Source organism: Candidatus Poribacteria bacterium (assembly GCA_028820845.1).
GTDB lineage: Bacteria > Poribacteria > WGA-4E > WGA-4E > WGA-3G > WGA-3G.
Map to the genome: position 1 here is coordinate 22,405 of JAPPII010000010.1, position 22,825 is coordinate 45,229.

Consider the following 22,825-nt stretch of genomic DNA (forward strand, 5'->3'; position numbering starts at 1 on the left):
TACTCTATGGATTGCAAATATATAAGCACAAACTAAGCACGCGAAGTTTTTAAAAAGAAACGCTCAATCTGGTTGGTATAGGCTTCCCCATACTTCAACAATTCCCAAGAGGCATCGTACAATTCAGATGGTGGGAGTTCTTGATACGGGTTGGCGATGCTTTCGTAGTAGTCCAAAGCCTTCATGAAAAAGTCCAGCGTTTCTCTATCAATGGTGCTGTTTTGATGTAAGGCGCGAAAACTGTGATGCTTTTGCAGTGGCGGCGTTTGTCCGCTAAATTCGATGATAACGTTGTTGATATCCACAGCACGTTGGATAATCATGAGGAAGCAACTTTTAACGTAGGAGTGTGTAATCCGGTCTCCCTCAACGTATTCTTCTCGGTTCGCAGGCAGCCCATGCCGTAATTGGTCGAAACATTCGCTTATGGATTCCAGTTTCGCTTTCACTGGGTTGAATCGACGCGACGCTAACTTTTTAGACCCTTTTTTTGTATTTCTTTTTTTCATCGTGTTTTCCTCCTTTCAGATGCATTCTAATTTTTTATCCTTTTTGTTTTTTAGACGTTGGTACGCCCAAAAGGTTGTAATCTTCTTTTTCCTACGCTTCCGTTTCTATACAAGTCCCGCCGCGCACCTACCAACCAGAGCCGCGACATATCCGTGCGCCGGTCCTACCTACACTTCGGAAACAGTTTTTTTTTGAAGAAAACCGATATGAAATAAGACAAATATGATGAATTGGAGAAAAAAGATGAAAGCAATTATCAGAACCGGCGATGGTGGACCAGAAGTCTTACAATTGGCTGAAGCACCATCACCCACACCAACAGCAACGCAACTTTTGGTGGATGTGCATGCGACTGCTTTGAATCGTGCCGACCTGATTCAACGTCGAGGCGGCTATCCCCCACCGCCTGGTGAATCCGAAATACTCGGTCTGGAGATTGCGGGTACCGTTTCAGAAGCAGGTGCTGCCGTAGAGAACGGGATTTCCAAAGGCGATCGAGTCTTCGGGCTTGTCGGAGGCGGTGGCTATGCAGAACAGGCTGTTATTGATTACCGCATGGCGATGCCTATACCTGATGAGTGGAGTTTTGAACAAGCCGCTGCAGTTCCCGAAGTCTTTTTTACGGCAAACGAAAATATCTTCACGTTGGGCAAATTATCAGCAGGTGAGACAATCCTAATTCATGCCGGTGGAAGCGGGGTCGGTAGTGCCGGAATTCAGATTTCACGGCATGCGGGTGCCACGGTCTTTGTCACTGCCGGAACATCGGAAAAAATCGATAAATGCCAGGCACTTGGCGCAACAGAGGGGATCAACTACAAAACAACTGACTTCGTTGCCGAAATCCAACGTTTAACCGATGGACAGGGCGTTGATGTCGTTTTAGACTTTATTGGTGCTCCGTACCTTGAGCGGAACCTCTCTATCCTCAAAACAAAGGGGAGACTCCTGCAAGTCGGATTGATCGCTGGGGCGACCGCGGAAATTAATCTTGGCGCGGTGATGTGCAACCGACTCCAGATTACCGGATCGGTTATGAGACCGCAATCCATTGACGAAAAGATTGCTATTACACAGCGTTTCGTTGAACGATGGTTGCCAGAATTGAAACATGGCGCGCTACAGCCGATTATTGATACCGTCTTTCCGCTCGCCGAGGCACGGCAGGCGCACGAGTATATGGAAGCGAATCGCAATTTTGGTAAAATTCTTTTGAAAGTAGGATAGCGGAATAGTTATCGGTTATCGGTTGTCAGTTATCAGTTAAAGAGGTTTTTAAATCAAGCAGATAATCTCTTAACCGACGACCGAAAGGAACTCTGTACAATAGATTTCCGTATCGATTCCTGACAGCCCACGGAAACGAACAAAATAAATGACGCAATTACTCTCACAACAAACAGAAGCGGCACACAAACCTATACGTACACAATTTCGGCTTGCGATCATACTGTCCCTTCTTTTTTTTCTATGTATAGGTAGCGCGACCGCACGGCTTACTCAAGTCACATCAGAGAGCGGAATTACCGTTCAATTCACCTTGCCGGAACTAACTATCTCTGAGGTAGTTCGAGACAGGGTCCGCTATCAAGAGGTCCATTACGACGACAGCCGCTTTACCAATGAACCCGGTAATCCCAAAGTTCCAGTCACACGGTTGATGTTAGGTATACCGGCGTCAGTTGAAATCGAAGCAATTGATATTTCTGCGGCTCCAGCTGAGACACGTACCGGTATTCGTCTCGTGCCGGTCTCTATTTTCGATGTGCAGGAACGCAACTCACAACACGCAGCGACACAACACTGGGTAGAAAGCGGTAGTGCCTATCAATCGACTGGAAACGCTTCCTATCCGGGATTCCCACTTGCCCGCGTCGTCCGGGAAGGTTACATTCGCAGCCAACGCGTCATTGCGGTGGCATTGTATCCTGTGCAGTATCTGCCGAGAACCCGTCAATTGCGCCTGTACTCACACCTTACGGTGAACATCCGGTTTTCCAGTAGCGGTCAGCAGTCAGCGGTCAGCAGTCGGTCAAGAGGAATTAGTGGCAGTGAAGTGGGACACAATCGCCCCACATTGATAGCCGAATCAGAAGCCTTTGAACGTGCCTTGTCCCATCAACTTCTCAATGCTGAGCAGGCGCGTAATTTCAGAGTGCCCCGTCCCGTGATGCCTGCAGCACCGGCACTCATTCCTGATGAGACTTCCGATAGTGTCCGCTTTAAATTATTCGTCGAAGAAACCGGGGTCTATACTGTAACAGCAGAAGCCCTACAGCAGGATTGGGGGATAGAGCTCGTTGGCGCAGATCCAAGGCAACTTCGACTCACGCACGAGAGTAGAAATATTCCTATCTACATTAGCGGCGCAGGCGACGGCCGTTTTGATCCAGAAGATGCCATCTTTTTCCTTGGACATAAACCGAAAAACCGCTATAGTCGTTGGAATATCTATTGGCTCACGCTTGACAATAGGCGGCGCACCTCTGCGCGGGTCCCACAGGTTACTGTCAGCCCCACAGATCCAACAGCGACACAAGTCCCTACCTTCCGCTCTAAACTAACCTTTGAAGAGAATTATCTCACGAATAACCTTGAATTTGTATACACAAACACCGTTTCTCCCGGTAATAAACATGGGTGGTTTGAAGCATTGGATTTCTGGTACTGGGATGGTATCAAAAATGGAAGCGATGTTGGCGAAATGCGCCTTGAGTTTCCGCTCTATGATGTTGCAAAAAGTTTCGACCCGCTGCACATTTCCGTCGATTTGCAAGGTGGCACACCGGTATCCCATGAAATCTTAGTCGCTATCAACGGGGTCCGAATAGAGTTTGCGAAATGGAAACAGCAGGACACGCTCACTGTCCAACGGACTTTACGGGCATGGGATACACTCAAAGATAATAGGAACGGCGAACAAAATGTCTTGTCCCTTGCCCGTGTTGATGATAACGTTGACGAAGACACAACCCGCTATCCGTATCATGTCTATCTCAACCGTTTTTCTGTTGAGTATACCCGCCTCTTCCGCGCAGTTTCTGATGAACTGTGGTTCACATCACCTACCCCAGATGAAACTTCACAGACGAAACCTACGGGTGGGCGCAAACTTCAGTATGAAATTAAGGCGTTTGGCGACCCGGGTGTACATATTTTTGAGACAGATGGCAATGTGCTCACTGCTCGGATGCAAGGGGTTACGGTGGAGACGGACATAGAAAACCCTAATTCCTATAACGCGCTTTTCCAGATGCTCGACACCCGAAACGCCGAGTTTGTTGCGGTTTCTGATACTGCGTTGCGTCAGCCAGAGCGTATTGAAATCATCGGACCTACGGATTTAGCCACTGCGAATCACGGTGCCGATTATTTGGTCGTGACACATTCAAAATTCCTATCTGCAGCGGAAAGATTAGCAGCGTGGCGCGCAACGCCTGGCGGTGGCGGATATCGTACGAGGGTCGTTACAACGGATGAGATCTACAATACATTTGGCGGTGGCGCGGTCAGCCCTAAGGCAATCAAGGCGTTTCTGACCCACGCTTATCAATCTTGGGCACCACCCGCGCTGTCTTACGTTGTCTTTTTTGGCGATGGAACGTTTGATTTTCGCGGTGTTGACACAGAAATTCACCTCGAACCCCCCGAACTCGATGGTTACATTCCAACACACTATATCCGAACGGATTCATTTGGTCGAACTGCCGCCGATCACTGGTACGCGACGGTTTCAGGACACGATGAATTCACCGATTTCTACATCGGGAGGCTCAGCGTTGAAACTGTCAGCCAATCGGAGACTGTTGTTGATAAAATATTGGCTTATGAACAGAGTCCACCCAGTGGAGATTGGCGTAGGAAGATTATCTCTGTCGCTGACGATGAAGTTAGTAACTCTGGGGATTTTATCTTCAAGAAGAGTCTCAACGAAATTGCGAAAGACCACACCCGTTTAGGCTATGAGACCATTGAAGTCTTTCTCGAAGATGTCATCGACGAAGTTGAGGCGCGTCCAGCCGATTATGCAAACATCTTGCCCCGCTATGTCGCGAGGGAGAGGATTATCAAGGCACTCGGAGAAGGAGCGGTCTTGGCGCAATACGCTGGCCATGGCGGTAGGACTGTCTGGACGCACGAGTCAATATTTGACAACGCAGACGTTGAGGAGGTTGAGGAGACGGCAAAGATCCCTTTCATGTTGGTGCTCAGCTGCTATAATGGCTATTTTGATAAACCGGGTGAACCCAGCATGGCGGAGAAGTTATTGCGAAAAGAGAGAGGCGGTATCATCGGTATGCTGAGTGCCACACGTCTCACTTATGGCAGTGGAAATGATGCCCTCAATCGGATTATCTTTGACATGCTTTTTAAACGGAACATCCGACAACTCGGTCCCTTGAGTTTTGATTCAAAAGTCGAACTTCTGATGACAGAGGGGACAGGGCAGATTGATGTCATGATGGAGTATACACTTTTCGGAGACCCCGCTTTACAAATTGCTATCGCTGATGGTGAGATTCTGCCTAATATTGAGACGAAAACAGTTGCGCCGGGTGACACACTCAGAGTCGCTCCCGGATACGTTCAGACTGCCACCTACGACGCATTGGGGCGGGTCAAACGCTTTGCAAGAAATACCACTTTTAATGGCACACTTACCGTAAAGGCATTATTCCCTGGAAAAACAGTCATCGCACAAGGCATCTCAGGTCCCGTTAATTACTATACCGGCGATGTAATTGTGACGAAAACCCTGAGCGTTAGCAACGGTGCCTATCCTGCGGTAACTTTCACTGTTCCACAAAACATTGCCAGCGGTGATGCGCACGTTGAGTACTACGCACAGAGTCCCACAACAATCGCTGTCGGTGGTGATGGATTTACTGTTAATATTCCAAAAATTCTTGATGTTCAGACGGAATTAGTCGGTGAGGACAAATTCCGTATCTCTGTTCAGGTTTCTGATGAAAAGGAAGCACTGACTTCAGTACTCTTGAGTTGGCGGAACCCCATAAGCCGACAGTGGGAGTATGTGACGCTTACGCCAGCACCAACACCTTTGTCAGCAGAGGGATGGTGGACAGTTCCCGAACCCCTTGATGCCCCAATAGATGGTTCCGTTATCCGATACGATATTCAAGTCACAGACGCAGATGGTAATACGGTTGAAAGTCAGGCGTTACGATATTATCCCTATGTCCATCCGAATCTTGCTGTTGTAGAGGTCGCCAGAACCGCTGTTATTCGGTACGGCTACAACACTGAAGCGCAGCAGTGGTCCCTCTCAGCAGACGTTCAGGTAGAGGGGGATGAGATACAAACGCCTGTTGAAGTCGCCTTCTTTTACGGCAATCCCGATGTTGACGACGATACGATTATTGATGATAGTGCCAATCTCCTTGGAACTGCTCGAATTCAACCCGGGGATTGGATACAACGTTCGCCGTTAGCGAATTCCGAAAATCCGCGTGGGGAAAAAGACGTTTATGAACCCGATCCGTTGAATACACTGCCAATCGCAACCGCCGCCCTTCCACTAACGGCGAACTTTCCATTTGCCGGTGGACAACACGAAAACGTTGATAGGCGCGGGCTACCTCTCGGTACACACGATATATTTGTTTATGTGGACCCAAACTTTGGTGAAACAGATCAATCCGGTAAGGTTCTCGAAAACGAGGAGGACGACAATATTGCCTACCGACAAATCTCTGTTGACATGGGTGTGATAGGCGGAACCTCTTCAAATCAGATTGCCAGTTTGGATCGGAACTGCGTTGTTACTGCGCCACCGGGTGTACTTCAAAATCCAACTGTGCTTAGGGTTGCTACGCTACCAGCAGGCAGTGGTCAGCAGTCAGCAAGACAACAGACTTCGCTGACCGATGATCGCTATTCTGTCAAGCCTGTCCCACTACCTGGGAACGCTTACGGTTATGAATTGGCTATCGGAAGTCAGCAGTCAGTCGTAAACGTTTTTAATTCCGCAGGTGAGTTACCAACAGCTGACAGCCAACAGCCGACAGCCATTTCTCTGACTTCTCCAATAGCGATTGACTTCAGTTTTGATCTTGGCGCACTCGGGACGCAGCTCGCTAAAGAATTGTTAGGAAGTGCGGAGGAGGTTACTGACGTATCGGATACAGCCGCCACAATTGGCACTGCAGTTGAGTCCCGGGCACGCGAGATAGGTATTTATCAGTGGAGTTCGACGCTCAGCAACTGGATCCGGCTTCCCTCTCAATTATTGACTGGCACTGCGGGAACGTTGCAGCGGCGGATACAGACTACCGACATAAGTGCAAAAAATATTGGCGAAGGTGAACTCCGGGACATTCGCATCCATCCAGACGGCGCGCCAACTGGAAAATACGTCCTGCTTTTCACAGGTCCGCAAACCTATCGACTCCTCCGCGCACCCTTCACAGAAGAAGCGCAGACGCTTGAAGAATTAGAAGTTGTTGCACCGAGAGAACAACTTGCAGGCTTTAGTACAGACTTCCCCAATTTTAGACATGGATTTGATGTTAATGTTGAAATTGATCCCGAAGAACCTTTCAGGTTCGGCGATGTTTGGACATTTAACATCACTGCTCTTGAACAACCCTTTGATACTGACCCGGACACCTCTCCACAACAAGAGCTGCGTTGGTATGCATCGGGATTCGGAGATGTCAACCGAGGCACCGGAATTGTTAGTTCCATTGAACTCCCACCGGATACCGCTATGCCAGAAGATCGGTGGATTATCCTTTTCCTCACTGACACAGAATTTCAAATTGAGGGAGAGAAAACGGGTATCCTACGGTCTCAATCCGGTGAAAATGCCCCACGCCGCGGGACAGTCGGGCAGCCGTTTTTCTACGCGCCTTACGGTTTACATTTCCAGATTACACAAAGCACGCGTTCTTTCAAACCGGGGGACAGGTTTCGGTTTGAAACCCGACCTGTAGGGACCATTAGAGCCACGACGGATCGGCTCGGAAGTGTCACACTTTTATACACTGACGATGCTGTACCACCGGACATACAGTTGACTATTGGGAATCAGCAACATTTTGTGCCAGGAGATGCGACGGACGCTGAACCGCTCATCGGAGCGACCCTAACGGATCCAAGTGGCATCGACTATCTCACCCGTTCATTTTTGTTGGAGCTTGGCAGCGGGCTCTCGTATGAACCGATCAATCCCGAAGCCTATCAGTTAACCTACCATCCCGGCTCGAATCAGCTTGTTTTAACATATCTGTCTCCTGAACTCGAACCGCGGGAGTATGAGATTCGACTCACAGCCAGCGATGTACACGGAAACACTGACACAGAGAGCATTACATTCCGAGTTCACGATACTTTGCAGTTGCTATCGTTTCTGAACTATCCGAATCCGTTCCCGCGTAAAACGACGCTTACCTGCGAACTAACAGCACCTGCTGACTCGTTTGTTGTGAAAATCTACACACTGAGCGGACGACTTATCCGTGAACTTTCGATACCGGCGACCCCTGGGTTCCTTATGGTGGAGTGGGATGGTAGGGATGCTGATGGTATTGAGGTAGCGAACGGCGTTTACTACGCAAAACTCCAAATTAAGCGAGAGGGTGAAAAAGACATCACCGAAATACTTAAAATGATGAAACTTCGTTGAGAATAGTTGTCAGTTAAGAGTCTATATGAAACATTGTAAGAAAAGTATCTTCTACTATATTACGTCTGTAATTATGTTCTGCATCGGACTTGCATCCGCAGACGCGAAATACACGGCTGACTTCTTGACGCTGGGTGTCGGTGCCCGAGTTCTTGGAATGGGGGGTGCAGGCACTGCACTGAGTGCTGACGCTTACGCCCCGTACTGGAATTCTGCTGGACTTGGACAACTTACCCGATACGAGGTCAGTTTCATGCATTCCACACTCAACGGGGAAGATGCCTACGATTTCGTCAGTTACATACACCCTCTTAAAAACCGAGGCGCAATCGGTGTGAGCTGGCTGCGCGTCGGTGTTGACGACATTCTGATCACTGGTTTGCCAGTTGCCAGCCGTCCTATCGGAGCGACGAACCGACCTGAAGTTATAGGCACTTTCAACAATACGGATAACGCTTTCCTTTTTGCCTCGGGATGGCGACTTCCGTCTCTCTACGGTATGAATCTTCGGGTCGGCGGCACGCTCAAACTGCTCTACATGAGCGGCTATCGGAGCACGAACGCCATTGGTGGTGGTGCGGACATCGGTTTCATTGCGACGACAAACCCAGAAAAGCCGCATCAACTGACGCTTGGTCTACAAGCGAGCGATGCCTTTCAGACGAAGCTTTATTGGAACACACCGCCGCCGTCAGCAGATCAGACCTCCCATACTGAAACGATACCGCCCCATCTCAAAATTGGCATTGCAACAACACATAGGCTTAGCGTTTTCCGAAGTGTGCTGATTCTTGCCTTAGATACCTACATCAAAGACGGTGTTGAACTGCACGCAGGTGCGGAATGGACGCTATTTGACCTGCTCGCCTTACGGATTGGGCTTGCGGAACGAAGTGGCAGCCTTGAGAGTGTCCGCCAATTGACAGCAGGTGCAGGATTGAACCTCCGATTCGTCACAGGTGCAGGGGCAGGATTGGACTATGCGTTTGCGAACCATCCCGCATTAGGCGGTAGCCATCGTATGTCTCTTCGGATACGGTTTTAGGTGAGGCGAAGGAAAAAGTTATGTTTAAGTATTTTCTATCTACTTTCGTTTTGAGTGTTGTAATGATCTGTAATGTTTATGCACATGGCGGTGGACTTGACGCCGAGGGTTGACATAACGACAACATTAATGGCGGTCGCCATTGCCATAAAAACGTCAATCCTGATCTGGTTGAAGATAATCTGGTTGACGATAATCCGGTTGAAGATAATCCCGTTGAAAATAATCCCGCTGAAGATAATCCCGTTGAAGATAATCCCGTTGAAAATAATCCCGTTGAAAATAATCCCGCTGAAGATAATCCCGTTGAAGATAATCCCGTTGAAAATAATCCCGCTGAAGATAATTCACAACCTGTAGTTCCTCAATTAGATCTACGCTCATATTTATGTCACAAGGTTAAAGTTATTGATGTTTATGATGGAGATACAATCACCATAGATATAAACAAAAGACATGTTAGAATTAGACTGGCAGGAATAGATGCTCCCGAATTAAACGCCAAAATGGAAAGAGAAAGAAACGCGGCGATAGAAGGCCGGGATCATTTAGAAAGGCTTATATTGGACAAAGAGGTTATCGTGTTGTTTGAAGAAAGTGATACGACACTTGATGGTATACATCGCGGTAATTTTGGGCGGCCAATCGCTTACATATTTATATTGGACAATGAAGCACTGCCAAAGGTGAAAACTTTTGTTAATCGAAATATGATAGATAACGGCAAAGCGATAAGGTCTAAATACAAGATAGATTTTCCTGTGCTATTTACCAAAGATTTTGATTTGTCCGATATACCCGTAAGTGTTTGGCTGAGTGTAAATGCAACAAAGCGAGCAACGACAACTTGGGCAGAATTAAAAAGGTGATAGACCTCGCCTTACAGGATATTGTGAAATCCAATTTAAATGTGAGTTTGAAAATAAACTTGTAGGTCGGGTAGAGCGGTAAATACACACGAAAAACCTTATCATTTGGACAAATATGTTGTTTTTCAAGGCGTTTTCTACCTAAATAGTGGTAGCGAAACCCGACATCCTACCTTTATCAAACTCGCGTAATTTAACCAATCCCAAAACTACTTATTTCGTAAAAAAAATGACTTTTTCTGCAAGGTTTGCTATACTTTCACATTAAGTTGTCAAAAGACGCATTTCGCAATTGCTGCGAATGTATCAATTACCCCACACTTTAGTTTGAATTTTTTTGAACGGATTCCTAAATCGGAAAGGGAGAATGAATGTATAAGAGACTTTTTTGTTTGATATGTGCTTTTGTAGTGTTAACCCTCACATCAACGCAGTACGCAATAGCTGATTATCGTATTACAAACGGCAGCGCGACAGAACCGGCATTTGTGGTATACTCCAGATGGTTACCTGCCAATGGAAATTGGCCAGAAGGCTGGCGGACAAATGGGTATTATCGGATTGAACCCGGTGGCACTCGAAACTTGTCTATCCCACAAGGGAATGCATGGGTGTATATCTATGTGCAGCGTGGTGGCAGCGAGATTAAACCAACTGACCACGCGACAAGAGACAGCGCACCGTTTTGGATACATCCCTCTGAAGCATTTACAGTCGTGGAAACGACCGAGGGGGATTTCCTGAAAAGCAATCGCGGTAGATGGAGTTTAGAGACAGCGACTTTGTATGAATACCGGAACGGCGGCTCACACACCATTCCTGATGAACCGCGTCTCCCAGACCTGACTGCACGACAAATCTACAATCAGGCAATGAATTCTGTAGTGTGGATTTATAATGTGTATGAAGAAGCAGAAGGTAGTGGTGTATTAATTGATCGAGAACGGAAACTCGTCGTTACCAACCAACATGTTACAAACCTATCTAATTGGGTCTTTGTCTATTCCCCAGTGCCAGATCCGAATAGCGAGAATGGAGAATTGATTGGTGATAGAGACTACTATGTAGAGAATTATGAAGCACTTGAGAGGACTGGTTATGCCACATGGGGAAGAGTGATTGCTGAAAATGCAAACAGAGATTTGGCGATACTTCAACTTCATTCACTCCCCGGGATAGCGCGCCAAATTAATCACAATTTGGGCGCGGATCTCTCTCGGAAAGTGAGAAGGAAAGATCCCGTTCATATCCTCGGAAACCCAGGGAAACTTGATCTATGGCGTTGGACGTTAGGACTTTTCCAATCAGACACTGGAGACTGGTTGCACATCGATGCGGATATATTTGGTGGCAACAGCGGGGGGCCTGTGCTAAACGAGCAGGGTAAGTTAATCGGGATTGTCGCAAGATCGGACGAGCGTACCACAGCCTCTGCAGTTCCAGTAAGATATGTCAAAGTTTTGTTGGATACAGTGGGTCCAAAACATACATTCAGGATTATAAACGACGCAGGGCTTACTGTCCCTTACCAAATCAAGTGGTCGAGTAACCACAATTGGGAGCAACAATCTCTTAATCAAGGAGCGAGTTTGTATTATTGGTGGAATGGTGAAACCGTAGCTTCGGGTTATCCTAAAATCCGTTTTGATGAGATCGTTAATGATGGCCGGTTTACTGAGCGTATCTATAGGTTGGATACCTTCCTACGGTACTTTGGGAATAACTACAAGAATCACGTTTCTGTTGATGATGCCTATACCTACACATTTTCTTACAACCAATGGACGAGAAAAATCAATCTTTCTCGTGATACACTCGCAGCCCCATCCTTAGTCAAAGCGATTCCAAAGGAAACAGTCTTGCTAACCAACTATCCCAACCCGTTCAATCCCGAAACTTGGATACCCTATCAACTTGCCAAACCTGCCGAGGTGACGGTCACCATCTATGCAGCAGATGGGAAGTTAGTTCGGAGGCTGGCGTTAGGACATCAACCTGCAGGCGTGTATCAGAGCAAAAGCCGTGCGGCGTATTGGGATGGCAAAAATGATGTCGGGGAGTCTGTGGCGAGTGGTTTGTATTTCTATACTCTGAAAGCAGGTGAATTTACTGCCACGCGGAAGATGCTGATAAGGAAATAGTGGTCAGCGGTCAGCAGTCAGGGCGCTACGCTTTCAGCATTGCTCCGCAAGCCCACGCGCGACTTGCGTAAAAGTCAGGGATATAGGAAATCAGTGGCATTTCCGCACAAAAACGTGTATAATACCCGTATATGGCAGACTTCAATGAAATCCTTGCTTTTTTCATGGACTCCCTCGGACAGTTCGCAGATAGAAGTGCGAAATGGCTGTTATCAAACCGAGAGAACCTTCGTGGGCTCCTGCAAATTATCGGTAAAGACCTTGTTGAGTCGCTTGACTTCAGCAGAATGCGGCGCGTCAATACGACCTTTATCGCCGATAACCTGCGCGAACAAGAGTCGGATCTGGTCTTTCTCTTACCCTTCCGAGATACTGATGAAACAGAGGTGATGATCTATATCCTCATTGAACATCAGTCCACGGTAGACCCGGTGATGGGTTTTCGGATGTTATCGTATATGTACCACATCTGGGATGACCAACGGCAGCAGTGGGTCGCTGAGGGTGTCCCGAAGAGCCAATGGCGGTTTCGTCCGATCATCCCTGTTGTATTTTATACAGGCAAAGCAGAATGGCACTCCGTGATTTCAATGGAGGCGTTGATGGATGTGCCGGAGCCCTTGCGTCGATTTGTTCCGAGGTTTGAGACGTTGTTTCTGGGTATCCAAGGTGAACCTGATGCGAACTTACTGCAGGCTGAGGGACCGTTTGGGTGGCTGCTGACGGTTCTCAAACGTGCGGACACGCCGGATCGTTCTGTGTTTGTATCGGTGTTAGAGACGTTAGGGGATCATCTGGGGGGTCTGACGGAGTCGGAGCGTGCTGCGTGGGTGCAAGCGGTCTACTATCTTCACTTACTGGTTTTCTACAAGCGTTCTGTTGGGGAGCGTGCGGATTTAGATCGGGTCGTTGCTGAACACCAAAGGACGTTGACCCTTTCTCAAGCGGAGGTAACTCTCATGCAAACGATGGCTGAACACTATTTGCAACAAGGCATAGAACAAGGTATAGAACAAGGTATAGAACAAGGTATTGAAGAAGGTATTGAACAAGGGGCGCGTCGGACGAGTATCGAAAGCACACTTGCTATCCTCAACACTCGCTTCCCAGATGCTGACGTTCAGACCCTCACGCCTGCACTCGAAGCCATTGCGGACCTCAACCGACTTAAGCAACTCAATATCGAGGCATCTGTCGTAGGCTCCTTTCACGCTTTCCAAGAACAGATAGATGCATAAGCCGAAAGAAAAGCGAACTATCAGTTTTGCGGTTCATGAGGTCAATTGTGCCCACGGATAAAGATGGCTCCAATCTTGGCTGAAGATGACGCGAACAGGTTGATACACTGCTGTCTGTAGCCGTAGAGAAACAGCATACACCAATGCCCTGTGATTTCCATCTTCAAGGTAAAACTTGATTTTCGGAGCATGCGCCGGTTTCTCATAAGCAGCCAAGGGTCTAATCAACAATTCGCCCATCAAGCGCGGGTCAAATCTCGCGCTGATAATAAAGCAGCCGTCGAACCACGGTTCATCATGAGAAAGACGCTTAAAGACTTGGAGCGGATGCTGATACGGATATGCCTTCAAAATCCTGTCTACGACATCTTTAAGCGTGCGGGACTCTCCTTTAGGCGTTAGCGTGTCTACTAAGTTCTTATTACCCGCCCATACATTATCGTTCGCTTCCATGAAAACGAGGTCGTTGAAGTCTGTTTCACTCAGCGTGAAGGTCTGATACACCGCGGTGTCGATCTGCTGACGGGTTGCTTCATATTCAGAGGGTGATGCGGATAACCGATTCGCATCCTCTAACAGCAATTCTTTCACGTTTATCTCCGATTATTATAAATCACGGACACACAAATTTCCCAAGAATTTTCCGAACAGATGCCCCAGTCGCAGAAGGCAAATTTCCAACTTGCCCGTGGAGTGTCTCATTTGCCAGAATTGCAAACGCAATCGCTTCCTTGGCATCCGACGAGATACCTGAGTTATCTACGGGTTCAACTGCTGTCCCGGCTAAGAGTTCACGGAGTCTCCGCATAATCGTTCGATTGTGGACACCGCCACCGCTTACGTAAAGCACGTCTATCGGGTGCTGTTCCACTACAAACTGCTGAATGTAGTTTGTAATCGTCCGAACCGTCAATTCGGTGAGGGTCGCAATCGTGTCGTTGTCAGCAAGCCGGTGCGAACGACACGCTTCCAGACATTCCATTGCAAAGGTATTCCCAAACAGCTCGCGTCCCGTCGTCTTTGGGGGTTGCAGTTGAAAAAAGGGATGCTTTAACCATTCATTCACAAGCCATTGATAAGGTGTGCCTTGTGCAGCGCGCATACCTGATGTATCATAGCGTTCTCTTCCTTCCGTCATCTCTCTCACGACTGCATCGATACACATATTCCCAGGACCCGTATCCGAAGCCGATACACCGTCGGCCGAACAGTCCGCTGGGAGCACTGTGAGATTCGCAATCCCTCCGATGTTCAAAAGCCCCACCGTTTTAACGGAATCACGGAACAATAAGTAGTCTGGATAGGAGACCAACGGTGCCCCTTGTCCACCTGCTGCCATATCTGCTACCCGAAAATCAGCAATCGTCGGGATGCCGGTTTCGTGCGCGATGACCGCAGGTTCGCCAATTTGCAACGTTGATGGATAATGAGAAGCATTTGGATCTCTGGGGAGATGGTGAATCGTTTGACCGTGTGAGCCGATAAGGGCAATGTCGTTAGCGGACATGCCGCTTTTTTGTAGGATGTGTTTCGCAGCCTCCGCGAAGAGATGCCCGATATAGAAATTCATCTCACAGATGTCGTCAACGCGCCCAGTATCGGGATGGCAGAGGGCAAGGATGCGTTGCGGCACCCCGACTGGAAAGGGAAAAGTCTCAAACGCGATTAGATTGACTGTGGTTTCCAATCCGTGTCCACTAATTTCGACGATGGCTGCATCAATGCCGTCAACTGAAGTCCCGGACATCAAGCCGATAATGTACTTTTTATCTATTTCAAGGAGTTTGAAAAATTCTTTCATGGTGAGATGGTATGTTATCAGAGTTCTAATCCTTTTTCAAGTATAAAAACTTTGACCCAGATCCATTCAATTGTCGGTTTTTCGATCCGTTTTTGAAACCTCCAGGCCCGGTAGGCACGGTTTCCTAACCGTGCCGGTTTTAAGCTTGCGTTTCTGAGGCGGATAGTGTATACTCATAGGTGGCAACTCTAAAACCCAAACGTGTTTTTTCAAACAATAACTACAAGGAGGAGACAGATGGCAAGGTATGAAGAAAATCGTGGGGATCTGGGTTCTGCCCCGACTCAAGACAGCCAACTGTATCCCGAAACGGATGGCAAACCTATGGCAGCAAGTGATGAGCATAGACGTGTACTGATGAATCTGCTGCGTCTGCTTGAAGCGTTTTTTGCTCAGACCCCAGATACTTACGTCTCTGGAGATATATTGATGTATTATCTTGAGGGGGACCCTCGGAAAGTCGTGTCCCCTGATGTTCTGGTTACTTTCGGCGTTGGGCAGAAGCTCCGCAAGACATATCGCGTCTGGCAAGAGGGGAAATGCCCGGATTTCGTGCTGGAATTGTCGAGTGAAACGACTTACAGGAACGACTTGCGGGAAAAGATGGAACTTTACGCGATATTAGGGATCCCCGAATATTTCTTGGCGGATATAGAGGGGTTATACTTACCAACGCCACTTATGGGGTTTAGATTAGTAGATGGGGTTTATGAGCCGGTGTCGCCTGGCAGAGACGGTGCGGTGCATGCCTCGGTTCTCGGTTTAGATTTCCACCTGCGTTTTAGGGATATACAACTTTATGATCCCACCCGGGAGCAGTGGCTTCAGTTACCTGAAGAAGCCGCAGAAACTCGCGCTGAACAAGCAGAAACTCGCGCTGAACAAGCAGAAACTCGCGCTGAACAAGCAGAAACTGAAGCTGCAGCATTGCGCGCTGAACTCGCCCGCTTGCGGGGGAACCCCTGATCCTTCCGCTCTCAAGCCTCCGATAGGTTGTGGGTGCCTTGATTAATTGTAGGTGTAATATTGTTTTGCGTTATCAACCCATGTCTGTAGTGCTGGAATCCACTTTTTTTCTATTTCGTCAACAGACTTCCCATTCATAAGATCGTTTCGGAGCCAGTTATTTCCTGCTAACCTGTCAAAGTGCGAGGTTCGGAACGCAAAATGATCGCTGTATTCAGATGTAAGGGTAACTAACATGTAAATGGCTGTTTCTATTGGATGGAAATGTTCCCTATCCGTAACGTGAATTGCGACCCCACCACAAGTCTGTTTTGCGTGTTTTGTGCTCTCAGTGGCGGGAGCGGGTGTAAAAACAATAGGTCGGAATCGGACACCCGGAAGCCCCAATCCATTCAGTGTTTCTGCCCATTTTTCACTATCACACCAAGGCGCGCCGATGTATTCAAACGGCTTCGTCGTTCCGCGCCCTTCGCTCATATTTGTCCCTTCAAATAGACATAAACCCGGATAGAGCGTCGCCGTTGTGAGGGTCGGCATATTCGGTGATGGCGGCACCCATTGCAAACCTGTGTCGTCGTACCACATCCGACGTTCGTATTCCTGCATCGGCGCGACTTTTAACCGACACGACGGTACACGTTCTGCTTTCAGTAACATCGCCAGCTCACCGATTGTCAGACCGTAGCGCATCGGTATCGCGTGTATTCCGACAAAAGATTCAAACCCACTTGCTAATACAGCTCCTTCTACAGTCGTGCAGCCAATCGGATTTGGTCGGTCAGCGACGATAAATTCTACACCGTGGTCGCTTGCGGCTTCCATTGCATAGAGCAATGTCGAAATGTAGGTATAGTAGCGCGCCCCTACATCCTGCATATCGTAGACAAGCACATCTATCCCTTCAAGTTGTTCCGATGTCGGACGCATAGATTGTCCGTATAGACTGAAAACTTTTTTAACGATTAAATCTGGGCTGCTGCGGACGTTGTCCTTGCAGGTTTTCGGCGAGGTTAACGCGCTGTTGACGGCAACACCATCTTGTACGGAACCCCAGAATCCATGCTCTGGCGAGAAAATTGCAGAGAGTTGACAATCAGACGCTTCCGCGAGAAGTCGATAGTTGCTCCGTAAGGTAGCATCAACACCTGTGTGATTCGTAATCAATCCTATGGATTTCCCTTGAATCCAGTCGCGTTTTTCTGTGAGTAAGACGGTCAATCCTAATTTAACTTTATGGGATCGCTTTATGAAAGACATCTGTTTTCTCACGGTATATGGGGGGAGCCTTGTCCCTACACTATGGTAGGCAATCGTGACGGTTACAAATCGACTGACAACTATTAAAATATGAGACTGTGGAACATTTTCCGAAATTCGATAATGCCGCGCCGGTCAGCGTCAGGGTGCACTCGATTTGTCAACAGAATCGCTGCGAGTTTTCTCTTTAGGCAGATCCGTATTGACGTGCCTGTGAAGCCTGTGTGATAGAGACACCCATCGTCCGTTACAGCCCATCCGGTGCATCGACATTCCCCTTCTGCTGAAGCGACCTGTTGCAGGGTCTGAAGGCTCTCTGGACGTAGCAAGGCACCACCGTTATCCATCAGTGCCCTGCAAAATTTTCCGAGATCCGTTGATGTAGAAAAGAGTCCAGCATTGCCTGAAACACCCCCTAAAAAGTGGGCGTTCTCGTCGTGGACTTGCCCAATAATCACGCCTTCTCGCCAGTCGTAGCGTTCATAATTTACCATTCTGCGTTCAAAACTATTAGAATCTTCCGTTGCCGCACAATCTTCACGACAAGCCTGTGGTGGATTGAACTGTGTTGATTCCATGCCGAGTGGCGCGAAGATACGCTCCTGCGCCAATTTATCTAAGGATTCTCCGGTTACCCTTTCCAAGAGTTTCCCCAACACAATGTATCCCAAACAGCTATATACCGCCTTCTCACCCGGCTGAGATTCCAATGCGACTTCGGCGAGGTAGGGAATTACGTTCCCACGTGAAGGTGCTCGCAAATAGAGCGGTAACCAAGCAGGGAGTCCTGAGGTATGTGTCAGTAGGTGGACAAGCGTTACGTTTGTGTGTTTAAACGCTGGCAGGTATTTCGCCACCGGTGTGTTGAGGGAGAGTACACCCCTTTCAACTAACTGCATGCAAAGCGTTCCAACAACAATAGGTTTCGTCAGCGATGCTAAATCAAACAACGTTGTCTGAAGCATCGGTAAACGTTTCGGCTTCACGCATCGGAAGCCGAATGCCTTGTGGTAAAGCACTTTTTTATCCGTGAGAATGTAGGCGACAGCTCCAGGAAAAACCTTTTCTGCAATACTGTTTTCGATAAGCCTCGGAATTGATTCTTTTATCAATGGTTAATCTTTCTCCACAATAGCGAGATCTCCAATCTCATGTCAGCAATCAGGATCATTCAGTTTTCCAATAATTTACGTCCGGAAGCCCGAACTTGTTCGGGAAAAGTGTGCCTCCCCGAATAAATTCGGGCATCCAGAAACGGGAAGGCTTCAGATATGTAAACTTAACCCTTAAAACTAAATAGCCCTGTGTCAGCAATCGTTTTTAGTTGACGGATAGACTACATATATGATACACTACTTGTTATATTTTTTTAAGTATTTTTTCACTTAAGAGTTAGGTCGCAACTTGTATTGCCTTACATTGTCCAGTGCGTGTGTCTGGCAGCTCGGAGTGTGGATCATGAGTTTACCGCCAAAAGAAATTCAGGATATAGTGACAACTGAAAAGCCTTGGGGTGGTTTCATACAATATGTGCTCAATCAGCAAGTTACCGTCAAAATCTTAGAAATTCGGGCGGGTGAACAGGTGAGTTATCAGTATCATCACCATCGGAGCGAGTTGTGGATTCCACTTGATGAGGGTGCTTGCGTGAAGTTGAACGGCACGATTCAGCGTCCTGAACCTATGGAACCCGTCTTCATTCCGCAAGGTGCGAGACACCAACTCATCGGTGAATCTAAGGATTACCGGATCCTCGAAATTGCGTTCGGCGACTTTGACGAAGAAGACATCGTTCGCCTTTCGGACAAGTATGGAAGGGCTTAATTCAGAGGAGATTTTGTTGGATAGAAGAATTTATCTTTCGCTTGGGGAGTCCCCATCGGTTAAGGGCAAACAATCGACGGAGCAAAAGGTTGATATTGCCTTAGAAAAAATTCATGCCTTATTTCAGGAAGAGATGTCAGCACCGCTTTCGGCGTTGGAAGCCGATCTTCGTGCTTGGACCCGGAGCCATCTCCAGACCGAAAATATTGCCGAGGTCGCTACGTTAGCGGCGCGGGCGCGTGAAGAATTTTCGGTGCTTGTCATCATCGGTATAGGCGGTTCTGACCTAAGTGCGCGAGTCTTTCACGATTCTTTCAACCACCCGTATCATAATTTACTGTCGCCTGAAGAACGCGGCAGTGCCCCTGAAGTGTATTTTACCGGTGATACATTTGACCCTCGTAAACTCGCTGGCTTGCTTGAGATGCTTAAAGCGAGAAATCTTCTCCACAAAACCCTTTTCAACGTCATCAGCAAGTCCGGCACAACAACTGAGACGATGGCTACGCTGATGATTATCCGCGAGGCACTTGACACTGTAGACTGGCAACAGCAGGTGCTTGCTACTACGGGATTGACCTCTGACAGTGTCCTATTCCGAATGCACGAGCAATCGCCTTTCTACGGTGAGACGCTGCTTCCTGTTCCTAATGGCGTTGGCGGACGGTTTTCTGCTTTTTCTCCGGTCGGTCTGTTCTTCCTTGCCGCGACAGCTGGAAAAGGAGAGACCCCGGAGACCCGAACCCGTTCGGCATTAGAAGGGGTCGGACAAGCACATGACGACTTCAAACTGCCTCATCGACATCAAGACAACATCGCCTATCAACTCGCACGTTGGATTCATCTTGCTGAGGAAGTGGAGGGGAAAGGCACTATTATTTTTTACAATTATGCCGATAATACCTGCCTTGGTGAGTGGTTCGTCCAACTTTATACGGAATCTATTCAGGAACGCGGCTCCGGTGCTAACGTCATACCGGCGAAGGGACCTACAAGCAACCACTCAAGTCTCAACGGTATCATCGCCGGTCCGAGAGATAAAGTCGTTCTTTTTATTCATTGGGAGGAATTGGGAACGGATTTAGTCCTTCCAACAAACACCGGAGTGGACAGCAAATTGATTGCGTTTGAAGGGATGTCCATGACGCACATGCAGACGGCTTCCTATCGCGGGACTGCCTTGGATTTTAGCAACAAGGGTGTATCCAATGCAACGCTAACCCTTCCCAAACGAGACATCCAGTCTGTTTGTCAACTCATGCGTGTTTTAATGGATACTATTGCTGTGAAAGGTAAACTTCAAGGCTTACACCTTGACAATACGGGTGGCAACGAACTAACATATCTTCAAGATGGGGTTGAGGGTTATAAGCAGAATTTCCGATCCTTTTTATAGGGACTGTTAGTACACTGACAACTGACAACGAAAGAAAATGAGGAATAAATTCTCCGCCTTACGGCTTCAGGATAAAATATTTATCGCCTACGGCTTCGTCTTCCTCGTGATGTTTGGCGTTATTTTTGGTAGCACCAATTTCCTGATTCGACTTGCCTTTAAAAGGGAAATTGATAGTTATGTTAAAACCCTTCAGGCACAAGTTTCAAACAAGTACCGTGCTTTCGTTGAAACCGTTGAAAAGAAAGTCCACGCCGCAGCCACCGATGTGAGACTACATCGGGCTATAGAGCGGCAATCCGACTATGTTTACTTACCAGCAACGGAATTTGATCTCTTAGCGTACGGGACCCCGGATGGAAAACTTTTGTATCCCGATTTCGGAGGACGGAGGGACGCACGTAGATATGACCCGTTGGAAAGCCGAGGGGGGCATATACAACTCAGAAGTATTCCGCAGCAAGGCGATATAGGTCTACAGTTTGTGGTACAGGCAACCGAAGCGGGAGAGTGGGGTTTTGTTACGGGTGGGGACCGATTACAAACGTGGTTAGAGGCTCAAACGAATATCCAGTCCGACGAGCATCCCATCTTTCTTGTCGAGAAGCCGCAAATACCAGATTCGGCATCCTTTGGTTCCGAACCGAAAATGGATGTAGATAATTGGCTCCCGTTAAATAATGCGTCCCGGGAGACACACAGAGATGGGTGGTCTGAAGCATTTTCCAATGCACAATCAGCGCGAGAGGTGTTTTTACAAGAAACGGAAGAAAACGGGGGAAGTGCATATACCGCTTTTCGGATAACGCCTTTTAACTCACCGTTTGCCATAGCGCGTGAAGCAACCCCTGTTGATCTGATTGTCGCGTATTCCCATAAGCGTCAGATGGCATGGCAGCAGCGACTGACGCTCACACTGCTTTTGAGTGGACTTGGTGGGCTTGTACTGGTTTATCTCATTAGTTATATTATCAGCCGCCTCGTTACCCGTCCTGTTGAGATGCTCCGAGAAGGGGTCAGTCATATTGCTGCTGGTGATCTGGATCATCGCGTTAAAATCCAGTCTCTTAATGAGATAGGACAGCTTGCTGAAGGTTTTAACCACATGGCGCAAGAGTTAAAACGGAGTTTAGAGGAGCGGATGGCCGCAGAACGCGCAGCGACGTGGCGAGATGTCGCGAGACAGGTGGCGCACGAAATCAAAAATCCGCTGTTTCCGATCCGACTCTCCGTTGAAAATCTGCAGCAAGCAAAATCAAACCCAGAGGTCTTTGAGCAAATATTTGGTGAATGTACCGACACTGTCATTGAAGAGGTTGATCGGATTGGAAAATTAATAGATGAATTCCATCAATTCGCTCGGATGCCGAAACTGCAAAAGAAACCGAGCCAACTCAACAACATTGTCCGATCCGTCTTGAACTTATACATGGGTAGACAGATACCCAACCTTGAGCAGAACTCCGAAGCCTCAGCGACTGATATAATGCCCGAAGATACTGTCCTACAGAATTCTATAGACAAGTTTTGGCTTGAAAATGTTTCCAAGATTAAGGTTGAAACCGAGTTAGCACGACTACCGCAGCTGTCGCTTGATCCTGAACAGATCGCCCAAGCCCTCGGCAACCTCTTCAAAAACGCAATTGAAGCAATGCCGGATGGTGGGACGCTGAAGGTAAAAACCTATTTCACACCAAATGGAAGTCAGGGGAATAGCGAACCGCGAACCGCGAATAGCGGACAGCCGAAAACCATCAAAGGGACAGTTTCGCTTGAAATCCAAGATACCGGTCGCGGTATGTCTGAGGAAACGATGGCAAATCTTTTCGTCCCGTATTACACGACGAAGGTGGAGACAGATGGTACAGGTTTGGGGATGCCGATTGTCAAGCGGATTGTCACGGAGCACAGTGCCGAGATGGACTGTCAAAGTGCTGAGAACGTCGGGACGACGGTCCGTATCCGTTTCCCGTATGACCCAAACGCGCCTTCTGAAGACTTAGCTGCAGAATCGGTCTCCGCGCCCGTTGCTGGGAAGCCGGAAGAATTAACAATACCCGAAACCAAAGAACAGACGATAGACCCTCAGACCTAAATGAATCCGCTCTTTGGATGTTTTGATTAGGATAA

At 47.9% G+C, this 22,825-nt stretch carries 16 protein-coding genes; 10 read left to right on the forward strand and 6 right to left on the reverse strand.

Translation table 11 applies throughout. The features are described from left to right. Positions 1-32 precede the first annotated feature (32 nt). A complete protein-coding gene (locus OXN25_01970) occupies positions 33-509 on the reverse strand; it encodes a hypothetical protein (GenBank protein ID MDE0423616.1) in 477 nt (158 codons plus the stop codon). 244 nt (positions 510-753) lie between these two features. Here OXN25_01970 and OXN25_01975 point away from each other — a divergent pair, with 244 nt between their 5' ends. The 3 genes from OXN25_01975 to OXN25_01985 all read left to right on the forward strand — a co-directional run bounded on the left by OXN25_01975 (position 754) and on the right by OXN25_01985 (position 9,203). Further along, positions 754-1,737 carry an NAD(P)H-quinone oxidoreductase gene (locus tag OXN25_01975; GenBank protein MDE0423617.1) on the forward strand — a complete coding sequence of 328 codons (984 nt, stop codon included), beginning with the start codon at positions 754-756 and terminating at the stop codon, positions 1,735-1,737. A gap of 148 nt (positions 1,738-1,885) precedes the next feature. Then, positions 1,886-8,158, forward strand: a complete 6,273-nt coding sequence (locus tag OXN25_01980; protein MDE0423618.1) for a C25 family cysteine peptidase — start codon at positions 1,886-1,888, stop codon at positions 8,156-8,158. A 25-nt stretch (positions 8,159-8,183) separates the two neighbouring features. Beyond that, on the forward strand, positions 8,184-9,203 hold the full coding sequence (locus tag OXN25_01985; protein ID MDE0423619.1) for a PorV/PorQ family protein: 1,020 nt from the start codon (positions 8,184-8,186) through the stop codon (positions 9,201-9,203). 156 nt (positions 9,204-9,359) lie between these two features. Here OXN25_01985 and OXN25_01990 read toward each other — a convergent pair whose 3' ends face one another. Further along, positions 9,360-9,587, reverse strand: coding sequence for a hypothetical protein (locus OXN25_01990; GenBank protein ID MDE0423620.1), 228 nt, complete (start codon positions 9,585-9,587; stop codon positions 9,360-9,362). 86 nt (positions 9,588-9,673) lie between these two features. Here OXN25_01990 and OXN25_01995 point away from each other — a divergent pair, with 86 nt between their 5' ends. The 3 genes from OXN25_01995 (at position 9,674) to OXN25_02005 (ending at position 13,451) form a co-directional block, all read left to right on the forward strand. Beyond that, the gene (locus OXN25_01995) at positions 9,674-10,072 is read left to right on the forward strand and encodes a thermonuclease family protein (GenBank protein MDE0423621.1); all 399 of its coding nucleotides are present in this window, start codon (positions 9,674-9,676) and stop codon (positions 10,070-10,072) included. 371 nt (positions 10,073-10,443) lie between these two features. Beyond that, positions 10,444-12,213: a trypsin-like peptidase domain-containing protein gene (locus OXN25_02000; protein ID MDE0423622.1), complete on the forward strand. Its 1,770-nt coding sequence runs from the start codon at positions 10,444-10,446 to the stop codon at positions 12,211-12,213. Between the two features lie 131 nt (positions 12,214-12,344). After that, complete coding sequence (locus tag OXN25_02005; protein ID MDE0423623.1) at positions 12,345-13,451, forward strand: Rpn family recombination-promoting nuclease/putative transposase; 1,107 nt, start codon at positions 12,345-12,347, stop codon at positions 13,449-13,451. 33 nt (positions 13,452-13,484) lie between these two features. Here the strand turns inward: OXN25_02005 and OXN25_02010 are convergent, their stop codons facing one another. Together OXN25_02010 and OXN25_02015 are read right to left on the reverse strand one after the other, a co-directional pair. After that, on the reverse strand, positions 13,485-14,042 hold the full coding sequence (locus OXN25_02010; protein MDE0423624.1) for a hypothetical protein: 558 nt from the start codon (positions 14,040-14,042) through the stop codon (positions 13,485-13,487). A 22-nt stretch (positions 14,043-14,064) separates the two neighbouring features. Further along, positions 14,065-15,252 carry an anhydro-N-acetylmuramic acid kinase gene (locus OXN25_02015; GenBank protein ID MDE0423625.1) on the reverse strand — a complete coding sequence of 396 codons (1,188 nt, stop codon included), beginning with the start codon at positions 15,250-15,252 and terminating at the stop codon, positions 14,065-14,067. Positions 15,253-15,489: 237 nt separating this feature from the next. On the opposite strand from OXN25_02015, the gene OXN25_02020 reads away from it, so the two are divergent. Beyond that, positions 15,490-16,218 carry a Uma2 family endonuclease gene (locus OXN25_02020; protein ID MDE0423626.1) on the forward strand — a complete coding sequence of 243 codons (729 nt, stop codon included), beginning with the start codon at positions 15,490-15,492 and terminating at the stop codon, positions 16,216-16,218. A gap of 42 nt (positions 16,219-16,260) precedes the next feature. Here the strand turns inward: OXN25_02020 and OXN25_02025 are convergent, their stop codons facing one another. Then, positions 16,261-17,475, reverse strand: a complete 1,215-nt coding sequence (locus tag OXN25_02025; protein ID MDE0423627.1) for a DUF1343 domain-containing protein — start codon at positions 17,473-17,475, stop codon at positions 16,261-16,263. A gap of 83 nt (positions 17,476-17,558) precedes the next feature. Further along, complete coding sequence (locus OXN25_02030; GenBank protein MDE0423628.1) at positions 17,559-18,587, reverse strand: serine hydrolase; 1,029 nt, start codon at positions 18,585-18,587, stop codon at positions 17,559-17,561. A gap of 346 nt (positions 18,588-18,933) precedes the next feature. Here OXN25_02030 and OXN25_02035 point away from each other — a divergent pair, with 346 nt between their 5' ends. The 3 genes from OXN25_02035 to OXN25_02045 are packed head-to-tail and all read left to right on the forward strand — an operon-like array spanning position 18,934 to position 22,790. Beyond that, positions 18,934-19,299 carry a phosphomannose isomerase type II C-terminal cupin domain gene (locus OXN25_02035; protein MDE0423629.1) on the forward strand — a complete coding sequence of 122 codons (366 nt, stop codon included), beginning with the start codon at positions 18,934-18,936 and terminating at the stop codon, positions 19,297-19,299. A gap of 16 nt (positions 19,300-19,315) precedes the next feature. After that, positions 19,316-20,695, forward strand: coding sequence for a hypothetical protein (locus OXN25_02040; GenBank protein MDE0423630.1), 1,380 nt, complete (start codon positions 19,316-19,318; stop codon positions 20,693-20,695). A 37-nt stretch (positions 20,696-20,732) separates the two neighbouring features. Then, a complete protein-coding gene (locus OXN25_02045; protein MDE0423631.1) occupies positions 20,733-22,790 on the forward strand; it encodes an ATP-binding protein in 2,058 nt (685 codons plus the stop codon). The last annotated feature ends 35 nt before the right edge of the window (positions 22,791-22,825 follow it).